We start from the raw sequence: 16,701 nt of genomic DNA, 5'->3' as shown, positions 1-16,701 counted from the left end.
CGATCCCATGACCGACGACTCCAGGCGCCGGCACCTCACCCCGGAGGAGGCCGCCGAGCTCCGGCGACGCGCGCGCGAACGCCGTGGCTACGCCGACCCCGGCGCGCCGCGGGACCCGTCGGCCAGGCCCGACCGGGGCGATCGGGGCGCCCGGCGGGACCCCCGCGCCGCGGGCCCTCGCGACGCGGGCCCTCGAGACGCGGGCCGCGAGCGTCCGGTGGGTCGCACCGGCTATCAGCCACGCCAGCAACCGGAGCCGCTGTCCCCGGAGGAGCGGGCCCGCTACGCCGCCCGGGACCGCCGCGACCCACGTGCAGGACGCGACCCCCGCGACCCGCGCGCCGGACGCGACCCCCGCGACCCGCGTGCCGGACGCGATCCCCGGGACCCGCGGCAGCCCGCCGGTGCACGGGCCGGCTCGCGCGACCCCTACCGGGGGCCCGTCGACCGCCGCGGCCGGCGACCCGACCGTCGCCCCCCGCGCGGGGCGGCGGGGACGCCGCGCGGCCCCCGCAGCCGCCGCACCCCGCGGCGCCGGATCGGGCCCCTGCGGATCCTCGGACTGGTGCTGGTCGTCGTGCTCACGCTCGGGGTGGTGAGCGTGCTGTGGGCGGATTCGAAACTGCAGCGGATCGACGCGCTGACCGACTACCCGGGGCGAGGCGGCAACACGCCCGGCACCGTCACCCTGCTGGTGGGCACCGACTCCCGCGAGGGATTGACCGCCGAGCAGCAGGCCCAGTTGTCGACCGGGTCCGAGTCGGACGCCGGCGGCAAGCGCACCGACACGATGATGCTCGTCTACACCCCCCGCGGCGGGGATCGGACCATGCTCATCTCCCTACCCCGCGACCTGCTGGTCGACATCCCCGGTTACGGCGAGAACAAGCTCAACGCGGCCTACACCTTCGGCGGTCCACCCCTGTTGGCGCAGACCCTGGAGCAGCAGTCCGGGGTGCGGATCGACCACTACGCGGAGATCGGGTTCGGCGGTTTCGCCGGGATCGTCGACGCGGTCGGCGGCGTGGACATCTGCCTCGACGAGCCGATCAACGATCCGCTCGCCGGACTCGACCTCGCCGCCGGGTGCCAGACGCTCGCCGGCCCGCAAGCGCTGGGCTTCGTGCGCACCCGTTACGGCTTCGCCGAGCAGGACCTGCAGCGCGTCCGCAACCAGCGACAGTTCCTCGGCGCGCTCATGCGCAAGACGCTCTCGCCCGGGAACCTGTTCAATCCGTTCACGGCCGTGCCCCTGGTGAACTCGGCGTCGGAAGCGGTCACCGTGGACACCGGCGACCACATCTGGAACCTCGCCATGGTGATGCGTCGACTCAGTGGTGACCCGCTCACCGTGACCGCGCCCCACGACGGGATGGCCTCCGGGTCCGTGGGCTCCTACCTCGTGTGGGGCCCCACGACGACCGGGTTCTTCGACGCGGTGGCCTCCGGGCGGACCCCGTTACCGGAGTTCCTCGACACCGGGCCGTGAGCGGCGGAGCTCAGCCGGCCGGGGTGATGGAGACGATCCCCCACGTGCCGCCGGGGTTCTCGGCCACCCGGACACGCTGCCGGATCAGCACCGGGTCGGCCCCCGGCGGGTACTCGGTGAGGTCCACCTCCAGCAGGGTCGGTGACAGTTCGCGTACGTCCACGCAGTGAGTGGTGCCCTCAGGGACCCGCTCGACCCCCTCGACGCGCAGCTGCTCCTCGGTCATCCGGCTGGAGGGGGCGACCGCCTCGAAGGCCTTCTCGGCCGAACGCTCCACGTAGTAGGCGTGATCGAAGGCCAGCACCGCCCCGGCCGGCGTCTCGAGCGAGCCCGGCCCGGACCCCACCACCCGGCCGGGTTCGGCCACCTCCACGCACCCGGTATCCCGCTCGTCCGCAGGGCCGACGGCCCCGCGGGTGACGACGAACCCGAGGACCGCGGACCCACCCAGCACCGCGACCCCGGCGGCCGCCAGCAGGGCGATCCGTGCCGGGCGCCGATCGAGCACCGCGGGGGCCGGCGGCGGTTCGTCATCGGGTCGGCCCCGGTCCGCGGGCGGGGCCCCGAGCGAGAGGGTGGACAGGTCGTCCGCCTCGCGCCTGGTGCTGCCGCTGCCGGCCGGTCCCGCAGGGGAGCGCAGTTCGCTCGTCGCCGGGGCGTGTGCGTCGCCGACGGCGCCGAGGGTGATGCGGGTGGGGGGCGGCGCATCGGCGGACGGTTCGCGCTCACCCGACCCGGCCCGCGCGGCATCCGAGCCACCGGCCCCGCCGGCCGACCGGCCCGCCGCGGGGACGCCGGGCATCGCGTGATCGGGGGTCGGCCCGGTCCGCAACCACGGCGGAACCGTCACCTCCGGGAGCCGGGGGGCCTCGTCGTCGTCGCCCGTCCTCGGCCGGTCGGCCACGCCGCCCCACCCCCTCACTCCACTCCGCGTCGACTCATCGCGTGACGGGTCATCGCGTCACGGGCGACCGCGGTCGCCAACGGAGTGGATCCTAGAGGCCGCCGCGCCCGGCCGGGGGTTCATACCGCGGGGGCCGGGCGCGTGGTGCTAGCGGGGAGCCGCCGTCTAGCGCAGGGTCACCTGACGGGCGCGCAGACCGTCGCGGGAGGACCGCTCGTCCGAGGTGAGGGGCGTGTCGTCGGCGAGCGCGTCGCGCAGCGCGGCGTCGAGCGCCTGCAGACCCGGCGCCCATTCCTGGTGGTGCATCTCGCGGTCCAGGTCGAACACCGGCACCAGGACCCCGTGCGTGCGGAACGACCCGGCGAAGCGGGACCCCTCACCCAGATGGAGCGCGCCGGCGGCGTGCACGCGGGCGAGCGCCTCGAACAGGTCGTCCTCGTTCTCCGGCCGCACCCAGCGGATGTGTGCCTTCTCGCCGGCGTCGACCCACCAGGCGGCCTCGATGCCGTCGGCGGAGACGCGCGCCGAGGGCATCATGACCTCGTTGGCGTTGCGGATCGCCTGCTCGATCTCGGGCCCCACGTCCACGCCGTCGGCGACCCACCACGAGAAGTCGTCGTGGACGACGATCTCCAGCGGCGCATCGGCGACCACGACGTCGGCCAGTGCCGGGGTGGAGTCGGTCGGGTGCGACGAGGTGAGGGTCTCCCCGCCACCGGCGCGGGTCGCCCAGTCGACCGCGTACGCGAGATCGGCTGCCGGGTCCGGCCCGTGGACCTGCACCTGCAGGCCGACCATGGCCTGGCCGCCTAGCTCCTCGTCGCGGACCAGGCCCGCGATGGCGCCGGGCAGGACGGTCGCCAGCGTGACCTCCCGCCCACCGTCGACCGTGGTGAGGCGCGCGGTGGCCGACGGCACGAACTCGCGCATCGCCACCATGTCGCATTCCCCGGCGAACCCGGCGAACGGCCGCGGCTCGACGCTCAGTTCCTCACGCTCGGCCGCGCGCGCGGCGATCTTGGCCTGGCGGTTGCCGCCGGCCTTGGGCTCGTTGTTCCGATTGCGTCTACCCACGATCACCACGATACGGTGCGCCCCCGCCGACCGCCCGCGTAGGCGTCGGACTCGAACCCGGACTCGGGCCCGGGCTCGGCCGACCCGCCCGTCAGGCGCCCGCGGGCCCCTCGGTCCGGGGCGCGCCGCCGTCGAGGACGGTCAGCGCGCGCGAGGGGACGTTGGTGCCGACCCAGTCCACGCCGAGGTCGCGGCACAGCAGCAGGTCGGCGGGGTCGTCGACGGTCCAGCAGTAGGTGCCCATCCCCCGCGACCGCCAGTACTCGACCAGCCACGGCCGCGCCCGCAACGTCCCGATGCTCGGTCCCATCAGCTGGGCACCGAACCCCTCGGCCGGCCACGACTTGACGACGTTCCGACGCTCGCGCAGCTGCACCGTCGGCACGTCCGGGGCGAGCCGCCGGAAACGCCGCACGGCCGCGACGGAGAAGCTCATCATCACCGCGCGGGAATCGGCGAACGACGTGGCCCGGTCGAGACCGAAGTACTTCAGCTCGTCGTGCAGGACCGTCTCGACCCGACCGCCGGACGGCACCGGGTGCTTGGTCTCGAGGAACAACCGGACGTCCGGGTACGCCTCGGCCATGACGAGGAAACTGCGCAGTGTGAGCACCGTTTCGGGGGCGCGGTGCACGGGGTGCCACGACCCCACGTCGAGCGCGGAGATCTGCTCGAGGGTGCTGGCGTGGACCCAGAGATCCCTGTCGGAGACGCGGGTGGTGCGGGGGTCGTGGAGCAGGACGGGCACGCCGTCGGAGGTGAGGCGGACGTCCACCTCGAGCGCTTCGGCGCCCTGCTCGAGGGCCTGCTGGTATGCGACCCGGGTGAGTTCGGGGAATTCCGCGGAGGCGCCGCGGTGTGCGACGACCCCGCTGCGGGTGGAGACGGGCGAGGGCAGGTGGGTGGTCGCGGGGACCGTCACGTCTCAATCCTTCCGGGTTGCTGACGCTTCCAGGATCCCCGCCGCGATGAACCTGCGGGTGAACCGCGGGGAAGGGTCACTGAAACTCCTCATGACGCCCCGGGTCTCCCGGACCGCCCACGCCGCGGCGAGTGCGGCGAGGGCGGTGAGCAGCACGGTGTCCGCGGCGGCCTGGGGGCCCTCCCCGCTGCCGCGCCACAGGGCGACCGCGACCGCCAGGACGTTGACGGCCCAGGCCGCCCACCACCGCCGGAGGTCCGATCGGGACGGGGCGCGGGTCGACGCCCGGCGCAGTTCCTCGAGGTAGACGGGCAGGCGGAAGAAGTTGACGACGACGAGGAGGGCACCCACCCACAGGCCCGCCCGTGACCGGGGGTCCCGAACCGGTGCGTACGCCCGTCGCCGCATCTCCACCAGCCAGGCCGTCGCCGTGACGGCTGCGGCGATCCCCACGGCGATCGCGACGATCCCCGTCACCCAGACCAGGGCGGTGGTGAGGGCCTCGAGCCACCACGGCGCGAGCCGGTCGGCGTACCAGACCAGGGCGGCGTAGCGCAGTCCGTGGGCCACGGCGGTGGCGAGGAACCAGGCGCCGGCCGCCCGCATGATCCCGGGGGCGGCGGTGGCGAACCGGGCGGGTGCGGGTCCTGTCGGCTGCTCGAGCCGGCGCGGGATCGCGACCGGCGGCAGTCCCCACCGCGGGGTGCCGGGGTAGGACGGGGTGCGGTCGCGCCACGCCGGCCCGGTGCGGTGCCGCGGGGCGGGCGGCCGCGTCACGGGCGTGGGGGGTCGCCACGGCGGGTGCGCGACCCAGCGCCACTGCCCCTGCCGCCGCGGTGTGGTCATGGCGACCATGCTGGCACAGCCCGGGTGGCGTCGGACGGCGCTGTGCCGGAGCCTGGGTCCATGTCCGTCTACTGCGTGCGCGTCCACGACCTCGTCTCGGGAGAGGCCGACCCGGCGGGGGCCCACGTCGTCCTCGTGGACCGGCTGTGGCCGCGGGGCGTACGCAAGGAGTCCCTCGATCACGACGACTGGTGCAGGGACGTGGCCCCGTCCGCCGACCTGCGCCGCGAGTTCCACCGCGGTGAACTGGACTTCGAGCACTTCGCGGAGAGGTATCGGGAGGAGTTGTCACGCGAGCCCGCCGCCGGGGAGGTGGCCCGCCTGGCGACGCTGGCGGCCCGCGGCGACCTGGTTCTGGCCTATGCGGCCAGGGACACCGAGCACAACCACGCCCTCGTCCTGGCGGACGAGATCAGGCAGCACATGTAGCCGTCGTCACATCAGGGGTGACGGATCGCAAGGGCGTGTGTATGGTCTTCCTCAGTAGTTGAAATCGTTCGTTGTATTTCTGTAGATCCACCGTCCTCGAGAGAGGGCAGTGCGGCACCGCAGGGAAACACACAGCACGCTCTCTGCTGCAGCACCCGGGACCCCGACAAGCGGGGTACCGACTCTCGAAAGGACGCCAATATGGCTACCGGCACCGTTAAGTGGTTCAACGCTGACAAGGGCTTCGGCTTCATCGCCCCCGACGACGGCTCGGCCGACGTCTTCGCCCACTTCTCCGCCATCCAGGGCTCGGGCTACCGTTCGCTCGAGGAGAACCAGCAGGTCTCCTTCGACGTCGCGCAGGGCGCCAAGGGCCTGCAGGCGGAGAACATCACCCCGATGTGATCTGTGACGTCAGAGTGATCTGACGTCCTTCAGACTCCACGAGAGGGCCCGGCAGGAGAGATCCTGCCGGGCCCTTTCGCATGTCCGCTCCGTCTGACCCTCGGTCCGGCCATCCGCTCCCGCGCCCGGCCAGACGCGGGAGCCCCCGGTCAGATGGGGCAGGCGACGCCGCTGCGGACGTGGCAGTCGTAGCCGCCCGGGTTCTTCACCAGGTACTGCTGGTGGTAGTCCTCGGCGTAGTAGAAAGTGCCGGACCGGACCTCCCCCAGCTCGCCGATCTCGGTGGTCAGCGGGCCGTAACCGGCCGCGTCGAGCTCCTTCTGGTACCCCTCGGCGATGCGACGGGCCACCTCCAGCTGCTCCGGCGTGGTGGTGAAGACGGCCGAGCGGTACTGCGTGCCCATGTCGTTGCCCTGGCGCATCCCCTGCGTGGGGTCGTGCCACTCGAAGAACGTGGCCAGCAGCTTCTCCACCGGCAGCACCTGCGGATCGAAGACCACAAGCACGGCCTCGGTGTGGCCGCTCGCCCCGGTGCAGGTCTCATCGTAGGTGGGGTTCGGCGTCCACCCGCCGGCATACCCGGCGGCGGTGGTCCAGACCCCGTCGAGCTGCCACAGGATCTTCTCCGCGCCCCAGAAACACCCCATCCCGAGCACTATCGTCTCGTGGCCCTCCGGGAACGGCGGGACCATCGGGTTTCCGGTGACGATGTTCGCCGGCGCCACCGGCACCGGGTCAGCGCGGCCCGGGAGCGCCGCCTCGGCGTCGACGACCGTGGTCGCGGTACGCATGGCGGAGTGTCTGATCGCGTCTTGTAGCCAGCCCATGCCGCCAGGGTAACCCTCCGGCCCGTTCGTGATCCGGACGTGATGTGACCAATGCCATAGTCAGCGCTAGGGTGGTGACCAGTTCGACCGAGGGGGAGCTCGACGTGACCGCTACACAGCCCGCCGCGCAGCGCCTGCGCGCCATCCTCGACGGCGAGCCGCCGCAGCCCTTCGAGGGGTCCGGCTGCAGCGATCACGTCCGTCGCCGCAACCTCCACGTGAGTGTCGCCGTCGCCCTGGCGCTCCTGGTCGTACTCGTCGTACTCCTGGTGATCTGACCAGGCACGTTCATCCTGACAGGCAGGTGCGGGCGACACGCACCAGCAGCGGGGCCCACGGCGCGCAGGAGTCCTCCGGCAGCGTCGCGATGTGGGCCATCTCCGCGACCGCGACCCAGCGGAGTTCCGCGATCTCGGCCCGGTGCCGCTGCGCGCCGTCCACCTCGGCGGCGAAGACCTCGGAGACCAGGGAGAACCCGGGCTCGTTGGCGGTCGCGGTGTCGAATCGCCCCAGAAGGGTGAGCCGATCGGGGGCGATGACCACCCCCAGTTCCTCGTCGATCTCCCGTACGGCGCACTCCCTGGGCGACTCCCCGGCCTCCCATTTGCCGCCGGGCAACATGAACCGGTCGGTGCCCGCCTTGCGGACGGTCGCCACCGCGCCGTCGGGTCGGGTGAGCACGACGGCCGACACGGAGATGACGCCGCCGACCGGGGCCATATCAGAGTGATCCACGACCCCGATCATGGCAGGCCATCGGCTTCGCCGGCCGCCCGCGGTCGCGCAGGACGACGCACCGGTGGACGGATCACTATGGTGGAGGTGGACGTCGTGACGGGCGCCACGGGGAATCCCGTGCGCAGCCCGCCACCCAACTGAAAGGACACTCCACTATGGCCGAGTACGTTCTTCCCGATCTCGACTACGACTACGGCGCTCTCGAGCCGCACATCTCCGGCGAGATCATGGAGCTGCACCACTCCAAGCACCACGCGACCTACGTCAAGGGCGCGAACGACGCCATCGAGCAGCTCGCCGAGGCCCGCGAGGACGGCAGCATCGCCGCCAAGGCCCCGCTGCTGAGCAAGAACCTGGCCTTCCACCTCGGTGGCCATACCAACCACTCCGTGTTCTGGAAGAACATGTCGCCGAACGGTGGCGACAAGCCCGAGGGCGAGCTGGCCGCCGCGATCGACGCCGAGTTCGGGTCGTTCGACAAGTTCCAGGCCCACTTCAACGCCGCCGCCACGACCCTGCAGGGTTCGGGCTGGGCCGTCCTGGGCTGGGACCACATCGGGCAGCGCCTGATCATCCAGCAGCTCACGGACCAGCAGGGCAACATCTCGATCAACATCACCCCGCTGCTCATGCTGGACATGTGGGAGCACGCCTTCTACCTGCAGTACAAGAACGTCAAGCCGGACTACGTCAAGGCCTGGTGGAACGTCATCAACTGGGCGGACGTCGCCCAGCGCTACGCCGAGGCCAAGGGCTGAACACCGGCCTAGCGCCTCACGGCTCAGCAGAGCTCGCAGCGGCCCGGGTGGGGACCTCCCCGCCCGGGCCGCTGCTCGTTTGTCGCCCGGCTCGTCCGTCCGGCACGCAGAGGACACCCCGGACGAGCGTCCACTTGGGTAGCGTCAGCCGCGATGCGATGATGCGAATCACCGCGGTACGCGCACCCGGGGAGAGACGATGTACGACAACCTGACCACCGTCAGCCGCCGCACCGTCCTGGGCGGGGCCGCCGCACTCGGCGGGGTCGCCGCGTTGCAGTCGCTCCTGCCAGCCGTGGCACAGGGCCAGTCCACGGCCATGTACGTCGGCCGGGGCATCGGGGACATGACCGGAGAGCCGCTGGGCGCGGGCATGAACGGGTACGCGGACACCGAGCAGCAGTCCGTCGGGCTGCATCTGCGGCAGCGGGCCCGCGCCTTCGTCTTTGCCGACTCGCCGTCGTCACCCCGGTTCCTCCACGTCACCGCCGAGATCGGGCTCGTCTTCCAGTCGATCCAGCAGGAGGTGCTGCGCCGGTTGGCCGCCGAGTTCGGCGACACCTACCACGAGGGCAACGTGGTCATCACCGCCACGCACACCCACGTGGCACCCGGCGGGACATCCGGCCATCCGATGGTCGACCTGTCGATGCTGGGCTTCCGGCCGGTGACGTTCGAGGCCAACGTGGCGGGGATCGTCGACGCCGCACGGATGGCGCACCAGGACCTCGCGCCGTCGAGCGTCGGGGTCACCACCGGCGCGCTGCACGACGCCGGCGTCCAGCGTTCCCGCGGGTCGTTCGACCGCGACACCCCCGAGGAGCGGGCGCAGTTCCCGGCGGGGATCGACCCGCGGTCGCAGTCGTTGCAGATCACCCGCGACGGCCGGCTCGTGGGCGTGCTCAACTGGTTCGGCGTCCACGCCACCTCGATGACCTCCCACAACACGATCGCGTCCTCCGACAACAAGGGCTTCGCCGCATGGCACTGGGAGCGGGAGGTGGCCGGGCAGGACTACCTCGACGGCCGCACGCCGGAGCTGGTCACCGCGTTCGCGCAGACCAACCCGGGCGACGTGAGCCCCAACCTCGACCTGGCCCCCGGCCGGGGACCGACGCCCGACGAGTGGCTCAACACCCGGATCATCGGCGAGCGACAGTTCGCGGCCGCGCGCGACCAGGTGGACAAGGGGGTCCGGCCGCTCGGCAACGGGATCGACGTCCGGCACCGCTGGGTGGACATGTCGGCCGTCGAGGTGCGGCCCGAGTTCACCGGCGACGGGCGCACCCACCGGACGGCGGTGGCGGCCCTCGGCGCGTCATTCGCGTCGGGCAGCCAGGAGGACGGCGGCGGCGGGGACGAGCTGCCGTTCGCCGAGGGCGACCGCGGCGGCAACCCCGTCGTCGCCGCGATCACCGACGTGGTGATCCCCGCCTGGCTCCGCGAGGCGCACGGCGCCAAGGACGTCCTGCTCCCGGTGGGCCTGGTCCCCCACGCGATCCAGCGCGTGTACCCGTTCCACCTGGTCCGACTGGGAACGCACCACCTGTTCACCCTGGGGTTCGAACCGACCGTCGTGGCGGGCCTGCGCCTGCGCCGGACCCTGGCGGCGGAACTGGGGGTGCGCGAGGACCACGTCACCGTCCAGGGGTACTCCAACGCCTACGGGCACTACGTCACCACGCCCGAGGAGTACTCGGCGCAGAACTACGAGGGCGGCGCGACGGCGTTCGGCCCGTGGACCCTGCCGGCGATCCAGCAGGTCGCCGCCGACCTGGCCCGCTCGATGCGGGCGGGGACCCCGCTGGACCCCGGCACCTCCGAGCGGGACCTCACCGGGCAGATCCCCGTCTCCCCCCTGGGCAACCCGCTCGTCGACACACCGGCTCCGCTGCGCAACTTCGGCGACGTCCTGGACCCGCCGCTCGCGGAGTATCGCGTCGGGCAGCGGGTCGTCGTGCGGTTCTGTGGCACCCACCCCAACTCCGACCTGCGCCGCGGAGACACCTACCTCGCGATCGAGCGGCGGGAGGGCGACCGGTGGGTGCGGGTGCACGACGACGGCGACTGGTCCACGATGATCGTCTTCGAGGGCCTGCTGACCGTCACCGGCGCCCTCATCACCTGGGACATCCCGCCCGGCACCCCGGCCGGCGCATACCGCGTGGTCTACACGGCGTCGGGCCGCGGGATCGACGGGCGACTGTTCCCCGTAAGGGGGGAGAGCCCGGCCTTCGACGTGCGCTGACAGCGGGTCTGGGACACTGGGGACGTTAATGCTTGCACTTCCTAGTGCACGCGTCGTCTACAGAAAGGACATCGCCCGTGGACATCAAGGGTGCTTCCGTCATCGTCACCGGCGCCGCCTCCGGCCTGGGCAACGCCACCGCGCGCTCGTTCGCCGAGAAGGGCGCGGTCGTGTTCGGCCTCGACCTCCAGCAGTCCATCGACAAGGCCGTCGAGCAGGGCATCGATGAGGGCATCACCCTCATCGCCGCCGACGTCACCAACGAGGACGACGTCAAGGCCGCCATCGCCAAGGCCACCGAGGCCGCGCCACTGCGCGTGGTGGTCAACTGCGCCGGCATCGCCCCGGCCGCACGCATCGTCTCCAAGAAGGGCGTGCACGCGCTCGACCTGTTCCAGACCTGCATCTCGGTGAACCTCGTGGGCACGTTCAACGTGCTGCGGCTCGCCGCCGAGGCCATGTCCACCCAGGACACGGTCGACGAGGACGGCCAGCGCGGCGTCATCATCAACACCGCCTCCGTCGCCGCCTACGAGGGCCAGGTCGGCCAGATCGCCTACGCCGCCTCGAAGGGCGGCGTGTACTCGATGGGCATCTGCGCCGCGCGCGACCTCGCGCAGTTCGGTATCCGCGTCAACACCATCGCCCCGGGCACCATCGAGACCCCGATGCTCAAGGGCCTGACCGAGGAGTTCCAGAAGTCCCTCGAGGCCGCGATCCCGTTCCCGTCGCGCCTCGGCCGGCCGTCCGACTACGCGCAGCTGGCGAACGCAATCGTCGAGCAGGACTACCTCAACGGCGAGAGCTTCCGCATGGACGGCGCCCTGCGCATGGCGCCGCGCTAACTGCCCGCCCGGGACCGGACATAGCGTCCGGCCCCGTGCGCCGGTACGACGACTGAGGCCCGCCCCCTGCGAAGGGGGCGGGCCTCGGTGCTGTGCCTGGGTCAGGCGGTGCGCACAGGGTCAGCCGCGACCGTTGTCGATCGCGGGGCCGGGGGCCGGAGCGGGGGCGGGCGCCGGAGCCGCGGGGGCCGGAGCGGCACCTGCCGGCGCCCACGGCAGCGGCGGCAGCGGCGGGAGGGCGATGCCGGCGGCGGTGAGCGCGGCGTGGATCTCCGGCGCGAAGTAGATGCCCGCACCGATGGCGGCGACGGAACCCAGCCCCAGGGTGGCGGGAACGAGCGAGCCGGTGCCGCCGGGGAGCGAGCCGGCACCGAGGGATCCCTCCATCGAACCGAGAACGGTGGTGGCTCCCTCGCCGATGCCGAGCGAGCCCGCGATAGGAGCGTAGATCGGGGCCAGCGAACCGGTGGTGGGCTCCCCCAGAAGCGAATCAGTGGTGGTGATGGAGCCCGTGCCGGGTGCCGGGCTGAGCGAGTTGACGCCGGAGGAGGCGATCGCCTCGGACAAGGAGCCCGAGAGCGAGCCGGTGGTCGGCTCGCCGATCAGGGAACCCTCGGTATCGAGGGAGCCGTTTCCGGTCGCATTGCCGTCCAGGATGAGGGAACCCAGGTCCTCGGGGACCGACCCGTTCCCGGCGGACTCACCGCTGCCCGCCGACTCGGTGCTGCCCTCTGTGGAGCCGCCGACGAGGCTGCCGAGGTCGATGCTGCCGGAGGACTCGTCCTGCGCGTTGGCGACGCCGGTGGCGCCCGAGATGGCCAGGGCAGCGGCGGCCGCGACCGCAGCGGCCTTGCGGGTGGTGAACGTCATTGCGTCTCCTCGTGTGGAAAGGGGCTCCCAGGCGCAGAGGCCGGGGTTGGGGTCTGTGAGACGTGAGAACAGCGTTACGAGACCGAGGTTCATCCGTCCGTTCCCCACCCTAGCCACGAATTCAGGCGATGAACGGTGAGAACTCAGTTAAATCTTAGTTAGTAAGGGGTTCTGAAAGGCGCTCGACCCCTTGCCGTGTGGCCACCCATGCCCCAGCGTCGCCCCGGGGCACCCGCGCGGGGAGCCCCGAGGCCCGCCCCCTTCGATCCAGGGTGCGGGCCTCGTGGCACGGGAAGCGGGCCCCGCTGGACCTCGCCGACTGCGATCAGATAACCGGCAATGGCGGCAGCACGATTCCCGCGTCCGTCAGAGCCTGCTCGATCTGCGGCGCGAAGTAGATTCCCGCCCCGATGACAGCGGCGGAGCCGCCGACCAGCAGCACCGGCCCGAGCGAACCGGATCCACCAAGCGAATCCGTACCGCCATCGGAGCCGATGACGATTGCCGGACCCCCATCGGAGCCCAGTGCGTCACCGACCGACGCCACGGCCGGCACCAGGGAGCCTGAGGTGGGCTCGCCGAGGAGGGAACCGGTGGTGTCCACGGAGCCGGTACCCGGCGCGGGACTCACGGCGTCGGAACCCGCTGCCGCGTTGACCGAGCCCACGCCCTGCGACACGACCGGGGCGAGGCTGCCGAAGGTCGGCTCGCCGAGCAATGCGGAGCCCGAGGTGTCGATCGATCCGGGGCCGACCTCCCCCGTCCCCTCCTCGGCCGAGCCGAGGGCGGAGGACTGAGCGTGTGCCAGACCCACTCCGCCGGTCAGGGCGAGAGCAGAGACGGCGAGGGCTGCAGCGGCGCGGATGTGACTCGTCATGGGTCAATGTTCCTTTCGGGAGGGATGCGCCGGCACTCCGGCGATATTTAACAATTCTAATCATTCCGCCGAGAACACACTGCGCGGCCACCGCGAAATGCCCGCGCATGAGGGGTCCAACGCCGAAGTAGACATACGTTCAGAGCTGGTGGCCGCCCCAGCTCGAGCGGGAGATCCACTCACGCACGGCCCGGGTGGCCTGCACGTCGTCCTCGTTGTAGGTGAGGATGCGGTCGCGGCCAGTGTCCCGCTCGACGCCCCGCGCCGCCTGCGCGTCGCGGTACCAGCCGAGCGAGGCCTCGCCGCCGGCCTCGGGATCCCGCCACGTGAACCCCGCGGCCGGGGCGACCACCTTCAGCCCGAGGCCCGAGGTGGAGACGAACTGGGTGGTGATCGCCTCGTGGACGTCCACCCAGAGCGGGGAGGAGATGAAGCGCCGGACCTCGGCGACGGACGGGACCCCCTTGACGACGGCGACGGTGCCCTCCGGACCGAACCTGCCGGCCGACGAGAGCAGCCACCCGTTCTCCGCGGATCGTGAATAGCAGTAGGCCCGGAACGACCGCCCCTGCCCGGCCGCCCGGTCGCGGATGCCTGTCAGCCAGCGCCAGAACTCCGCGAACGAACGCCCCTCGTCCGGATCCGGCAACCGCGCCCAGGTGGCGAACGGCCTGTACCCCTCGGCCTCCAGGGGCCGCCCGTCCCTCAGTGTGAGCAGGGTCCCCCACAGATAGGCGCCGTCGTCGAGGTGGCTCTCCAGGTCGACGTCCACCTCGATGTCCGCCCGCGGGATGCTCGGCCGCGCCACTTTGGGCACCACGACCTCGCCGTCGCGGTGTGCCCTCGCCCGCAGGACCGCGTCCGAGAACGGCTCGCCGTTCCAGTCCGTGGGCCGGTCCGGTCCGGCCTCCGCCAGCTCCGCCACGGTCCGGATCCCCCGGGCCCTCAGCGACCCGACCTGTCCGCCGCCGACGACGAGACTGACGTCATCGGCCACGACGAGCCGGTCACGGCAGCCCTCGACGGGCCCGTCCCGATCGTCCCAGCCCTCCCACCAGGGGCAGGTGCGGCATTCGCCGATCCGGCTGGGTTCGGTGTCGAGCTCACCGCGCACCACCGCCAGCCGCGTGGCGTGGGTGCGGTCTGCGGCGTCGAGCACCGGCCCCAGGTCGTGCACCACCGCGCGCGCCGAGCCCAGCCCCAGCACCGCGCCCACCGGGGACTCCGCCGCGTGCCCCACGGCGGCGAGCAGCCGCCACGCGTGGACGAGCCGGTCCAGATCCGCGGGGTGACGCCGCACCCGGAGAGCGGGGTCGGGCGCAGGGGACCAGTCGAGCAAGCGGGTCACCGTCGCCGTCGACGCGCTCCTCCCCCGCCGCGGATCGACCACCTTGTGATTGACCACCAGCACCGGCGCGTACCCGCCGCCGGGCACGGCCGCCAGGGTGCACCGGAGGCCCGCCCGGCCCTCGTGCGGATCGGCGGGAAGAGCCGCGCCCCACACCAGCGTCGCCCCGTCGGCCAGGGCCCGGAGTGTCGCGCTCTCGTCGTCGTCGCCCGGTACGTCCCCCGGCAGATCGGTCCAGTGATCCCCCACCACGTCCACCACCACGGCGTCGGGGCGCGCGTCCCGCAACGCGCGCTCCCGCAGGCCCGCGCGCCGATCGGCCGCCGCCATCGCCCGCAGACGCACGCCCTCGTCGAGCGGCGCCGTCCGCCACCACCCCGGTCGCGCATCACGCTCCCGGGCCACGCGGTGCAGACATCTGGCCCCCGAGGCCGGCCCCACCACCGCCGCATCGGGGGCGCGGTACGTGGTGCTGCCGGCGTCCTCCATCGCCGTCCATCATGGCCCAGCCGCGGCCCACACGACGGTCCGGTCCTCAGTGCGGGCCGATTCGCCTAGGCTGGAGACCTGATGTCCGCGACGAGAGAAGGATCGACGCCCATGGGCAAGCTGACGACCTACCGCGACAAGCGTGCCGAACTCCGCGCCCATGCTTCGGCGCTCAAGTCCACGGCCATGAAGGAGGCCAAGCTCGCGGCCAAGGAGACGCGGAAGAAGGCCAAGGAGGCGCACCGCGTGGAACTGGCCGAGGCCAAGGAACGCGCCAAGCTCGAGCGCAAGAACGCCGACCGCAAGGCGAGGCGCGCCGAGAAGCGGGCCGAGAAGCGTGACAAGCTCGACCGCAGATCCGCCAAGCGGAACCGCAAGAACGAGAAGGTCCACGCCAAGCAGGAGCGCGCCACCATCAAGCGCGAGGCCAAGCTGCTGGCCAAGGACCGCAAGCTCGCCGAGAAGATCGACTCCGCCGGCCGCAAGCACGAGTACCAGCTCGCCGAGATGGAACTCAAGAAGCTCGAGGGCACCAAGCTCAACAAGGATGACCTGCAGCGGTGGCTGAGCATGGCCAAGGTCGCCACCCCGGTGCTGCTGCCGATGGTCTACAAGGCCGTCTCCAACGTGCAGGGATCGGCCGGCAAGCCCTCCGGCCCCGGAGGCGTGGACCTCGAGGCCGCCGGCATCAACGCCACCGGTCCCGGCGCCGCCCTCGGCGTGCGGATCGTCCGCCTCGAGCAGACCCTCGACCAGCTCGACACGAGCCGCGGGAGCGAGCGGGAGGTCAAGGACTTCATCGCCTCCACCCGGACCCGGCTCACCGACCTGCGGACCGCGGTCGAGACCGCCGAGACCACGCCCACCGCGCAGCGGCGCGAGATCCACTCGTCGATCTCGGGCGAGCTCGACCGCATCAACAAGGACATCTTCGCCCGCCTGGGCGTCAAGGCGTGACGGCACTGCGGGGGCGCGTGGCGTCCGTGGCGGTCGCTGCCGCCCTGGTCGGCGGCGCGGCCGCGCCCGCGGTGGTGCTCGCCCCGGTCGCCGTCGCCCACTCCGTATTGGTCTCCATCGATCCGGAGGACGGGTCCGAGCTGGACACCCCGCCCGACGAGATCGTGTTGACCTTCAACGAGGAGATCAACCAGAGCTTCGCCTCCGTCGCCGTGACCGCCGGGGAGAACCGGGCCGACCGGGTCGTGGGCGACCCCTCGGTGGCGGGCGAGACCGTCACTGTCGACGTCGATGAACTCGAGCCCGGCCCCTACATCGTCGGATACCGGGTGACCTCGTCCGACGGTCACGTGGTGAGCGGGTCGTCGGTCTTCACCGTGGCGGGCGGGGCCGAGGGAGCCGCCGGCGCGGAGGCAGGCGCACAGTCCGGCGGCGAGTCCGGCTCGCAGGCAGGCGCAGAGTCCGGATCGCAGCCCACGGCCAGCGGAGACGCCACCCCGGCTGGCGGGTCCGACACCGGGGCCGGCGACGAGGCGGACGTCGCCGATGAGACCTCGGGTGAGGACACCGGCATCAATCCCGCGATCTGGGTCGTCGGCGGTCTGGCGATCCTGCTCATCGGCGGCGCGTTCGTCCTGCTGCGCCGCGGTAACTGACGGGCGGGCCCGCAAAGCG

At 72.2% G+C, this 16,701-nt stretch carries 18 protein-coding genes; 9 read left to right on the top strand and 9 right to left on the bottom strand.

Annotated elements, in window-relative coordinates; all coding sequences use genetic code 11:
• Positions 1–7 precede the first annotated feature (7 nt).
• The gene (locus AB5G72_RS01425; protein ID WP_440220768.1) at positions 8–1,489 is read left to right on the top strand and encodes an LCP family glycopolymer transferase; all 1,482 of its coding nucleotides are present in this window, start codon (positions 8–10) and stop codon (positions 1,487–1,489) included.
• A gap of 10 nt (positions 1,490–1,499) precedes the next feature.
• Here the strand turns inward: AB5G72_RS01425 and AB5G72_RS01420 are convergent, their stop codons facing one another.
• The 4 genes from AB5G72_RS01420 to AB5G72_RS01405 all read right to left on the bottom strand — a co-directional run bounded on the left by AB5G72_RS01420 (position 1,500) and on the right by AB5G72_RS01405 (position 5,235).
• Positions 1,500–2,393, bottom strand: coding sequence for a hypothetical protein (locus AB5G72_RS01420; RefSeq protein ID WP_440220767.1), 894 nt, complete (start codon positions 2,391–2,393; stop codon positions 1,500–1,502).
• A gap of 165 nt (positions 2,394–2,558) precedes the next feature.
• Complete coding sequence (locus tag AB5G72_RS01415) at positions 2,559–3,470, bottom strand: DUF5926 family protein (protein ID WP_371607083.1); 912 nt, start codon at positions 3,468–3,470, stop codon at positions 2,559–2,561.
• Between the two features lie 88 nt (positions 3,471–3,558).
• Entirely contained in the window at positions 3,559–4,389 is an 831-nt protein-coding gene (locus tag AB5G72_RS01410; RefSeq protein ID WP_440220766.1) for a glycerophosphodiester phosphodiesterase family protein, read from the bottom strand.
• 3 nt (positions 4,390–4,392) lie between these two features.
• A complete protein-coding gene (locus AB5G72_RS01405) occupies positions 4,393–5,235 on the bottom strand; it encodes a DUF4328 domain-containing protein (RefSeq protein WP_253002993.1) in 843 nt (280 codons plus the stop codon).
• Positions 5,236–5,295: 60 nt separating this feature from the next.
• Here AB5G72_RS01405 and AB5G72_RS01400 point away from each other — a divergent pair, with 60 nt between their 5' ends.
• The gene (locus AB5G72_RS01400) at positions 5,296–5,664 is read left to right on the top strand and encodes a DUF488 domain-containing protein (RefSeq protein WP_154829425.1); all 369 of its coding nucleotides are present in this window, start codon (positions 5,296–5,298) and stop codon (positions 5,662–5,664) included.
• 201 nt (positions 5,665–5,865) lie between these two features.
• Positions 5,866–6,069: a cold-shock protein gene (locus AB5G72_RS01395; RefSeq protein ID WP_007629661.1), complete on the top strand. Its 204-nt coding sequence runs from the start codon at positions 5,866–5,868 to the stop codon at positions 6,067–6,069.
• A gap of 149 nt (positions 6,070–6,218) precedes the next feature.
• Here the strand turns inward: AB5G72_RS01395 and msrA are convergent, their stop codons facing one another.
• Entirely contained in the window at positions 6,219–6,896 is a 678-nt protein-coding gene (gene msrA / locus AB5G72_RS01390; protein WP_440220765.1) for a peptide-methionine (S)-S-oxide reductase MsrA, read from the bottom strand.
• A gap of 74 nt (positions 6,897–6,970) precedes the next feature.
• Here msrA and AB5G72_RS01385 point away from each other — a divergent pair, with 74 nt between their 5' ends.
• Positions 6,971–7,174, top strand: a complete 204-nt coding sequence (locus AB5G72_RS01385; RefSeq protein WP_253002992.1) for a hypothetical protein — start codon at positions 6,971–6,973, stop codon at positions 7,172–7,174.
• 10 nt (positions 7,175–7,184) lie between these two features.
• On the opposite strand, the gene AB5G72_RS01380 is transcribed toward AB5G72_RS01385, so the two are convergent.
• Positions 7,185–7,631 (bottom strand): NUDIX hydrolase, encoded by a 447-nt coding sequence (locus AB5G72_RS01380; protein WP_407335466.1) that lies wholly within the window; start codon positions 7,629–7,631, stop codon positions 7,185–7,187.
• A gap of 158 nt (positions 7,632–7,789) precedes the next feature.
• On the opposite strand from AB5G72_RS01380, the gene AB5G72_RS01375 reads away from it, so the two are divergent.
• From AB5G72_RS01375 to AB5G72_RS01365, 3 genes are all read left to right on the top strand, one after another.
• Positions 7,790–8,392, top strand: a complete 603-nt coding sequence (locus AB5G72_RS01375; RefSeq protein ID WP_119193492.1) for a superoxide dismutase — start codon at positions 7,790–7,792, stop codon at positions 8,390–8,392.
• A 199-nt stretch (positions 8,393–8,591) separates the two neighbouring features.
• Positions 8,592–10,640, top strand: a complete 2,049-nt coding sequence (locus tag AB5G72_RS01370; RefSeq protein WP_440220764.1) for a neutral/alkaline non-lysosomal ceramidase N-terminal domain-containing protein — start codon at positions 8,592–8,594, stop codon at positions 10,638–10,640.
• Between the two features lie 77 nt (positions 10,641–10,717).
• Positions 10,718–11,485 (top strand): SDR family NAD(P)-dependent oxidoreductase, encoded by a 768-nt coding sequence (locus AB5G72_RS01365; RefSeq protein WP_440220763.1) that lies wholly within the window; start codon positions 10,718–10,720, stop codon positions 11,483–11,485.
• 120 nt (positions 11,486–11,605) lie between these two features.
• Here AB5G72_RS01365 and AB5G72_RS01360 read toward each other — a convergent pair whose 3' ends face one another.
• The 3 genes from AB5G72_RS01360 to AB5G72_RS01350 form a co-directional block, all read right to left on the bottom strand.
• Positions 11,606–12,355, bottom strand: coding sequence for a hypothetical protein (locus tag AB5G72_RS01360; protein WP_208636648.1), 750 nt, complete (start codon positions 12,353–12,355; stop codon positions 11,606–11,608).
• Between the two features lie 325 nt (positions 12,356–12,680).
• The gene (locus AB5G72_RS01355) at positions 12,681–13,232 is read right to left on the bottom strand and encodes a hypothetical protein (protein ID WP_440220762.1); all 552 of its coding nucleotides are present in this window, start codon (positions 13,230–13,232) and stop codon (positions 12,681–12,683) included.
• Positions 13,233–13,371: 139 nt separating this feature from the next.
• Positions 13,372–15,069 (bottom strand): TM0106 family RecB-like putative nuclease, encoded by a 1,698-nt coding sequence (locus tag AB5G72_RS01350; protein ID WP_440220761.1) that lies wholly within the window; start codon positions 15,067–15,069, stop codon positions 13,372–13,374.
• 111 nt (positions 15,070–15,180) lie between these two features.
• Here AB5G72_RS01350 and AB5G72_RS01345 point away from each other — a divergent pair, with 111 nt between their 5' ends.
• Positions 15,181–16,026: a DUF6474 family protein gene (locus AB5G72_RS01345; RefSeq protein ID WP_182659431.1), complete on the top strand. Its 846-nt coding sequence runs from the start codon at positions 15,181–15,183 to the stop codon at positions 16,024–16,026.
• The gene (locus tag AB5G72_RS01340; RefSeq protein WP_440220760.1) at positions 16,023–16,682 is read left to right on the top strand and encodes a copper resistance CopC family protein; all 660 of its coding nucleotides are present in this window, start codon (positions 16,023–16,025) and stop codon (positions 16,680–16,682) included. The genes AB5G72_RS01345 and AB5G72_RS01340 overlap by 4 nt, the downstream gene beginning before the upstream one ends.
• Positions 16,683–16,701: the final 19 nt, after the last annotated feature.

The sequence above is a fragment of the Dietzia sp. MNB45 genome, assembly GCF_051994785.1.
Classification (GTDB): domain Bacteria; phylum Actinomycetota; class Actinomycetes; order Mycobacteriales; family Mycobacteriaceae; genus Dietzia; species Dietzia kunjamensis.
The sequence above is the reverse complement of the archived record's forward strand: the minus strand, read 5'-3'. Positions and strand labels throughout refer to the sequence as shown.

Bases quoted from the DNA above. Each gene is read 5' to 3' on its own strand.
- AB5G72_RS01425 (WP_440220768.1), top strand. From the start codon at position 8: ATGACCGACGACTCCAGGCGCCGGCACCTCACCCCGGAGGAGGCCGCC.
- AB5G72_RS01405 (WP_253002993.1), bottom strand. From the start codon at position 5,235: ATGACCACACCGCGGCGGCAGGGGCAGTGGCGCTGGGTCGCGCACCCG.
- AB5G72_RS01400 (WP_154829425.1), top strand. From the start codon at position 5,296: ATGTCCGTCTACTGCGTGCGCGTCCACGACCTCGTCTCGGGAGAGGCC.
- AB5G72_RS01395 (WP_007629661.1), top strand. From the start codon at position 5,866: ATGGCTACCGGCACCGTTAAGTGGTTCAACGCTGACAAGGGCTTCGGC.
- msrA (WP_440220765.1), bottom strand. From the start codon at position 6,896: ATGGGCTGGCTACAAGACGCGATCAGACACTCCGCCATGCGTACCGCG.
- AB5G72_RS01375 (WP_119193492.1), top strand. From the start codon at position 7,790: ATGGCCGAGTACGTTCTTCCCGATCTCGACTACGACTACGGCGCTCTC.
- AB5G72_RS01370 (WP_440220764.1), top strand. From the start codon at position 8,592: ATGTACGACAACCTGACCACCGTCAGCCGCCGCACCGTCCTGGGCGGG.
- AB5G72_RS01360 (WP_208636648.1), bottom strand. From the start codon at position 12,355: ATGACGTTCACCACCCGCAAGGCCGCTGCGGTCGCGGCCGCCGCTGCC.
- AB5G72_RS01355 (WP_440220762.1), bottom strand. From the start codon at position 13,232: ATGACGAGTCACATCCGCGCCGCTGCAGCCCTCGCCGTCTCTGCTCTC.
- AB5G72_RS01350 (WP_440220761.1), bottom strand. From the start codon at position 15,069: ATGGAGGACGCCGGCAGCACCACGTACCGCGCCCCCGATGCGGCGGTG.
- AB5G72_RS01345 (WP_182659431.1), top strand. From the start codon at position 15,181: ATGGGCAAGCTGACGACCTACCGCGACAAGCGTGCCGAACTCCGCGCC.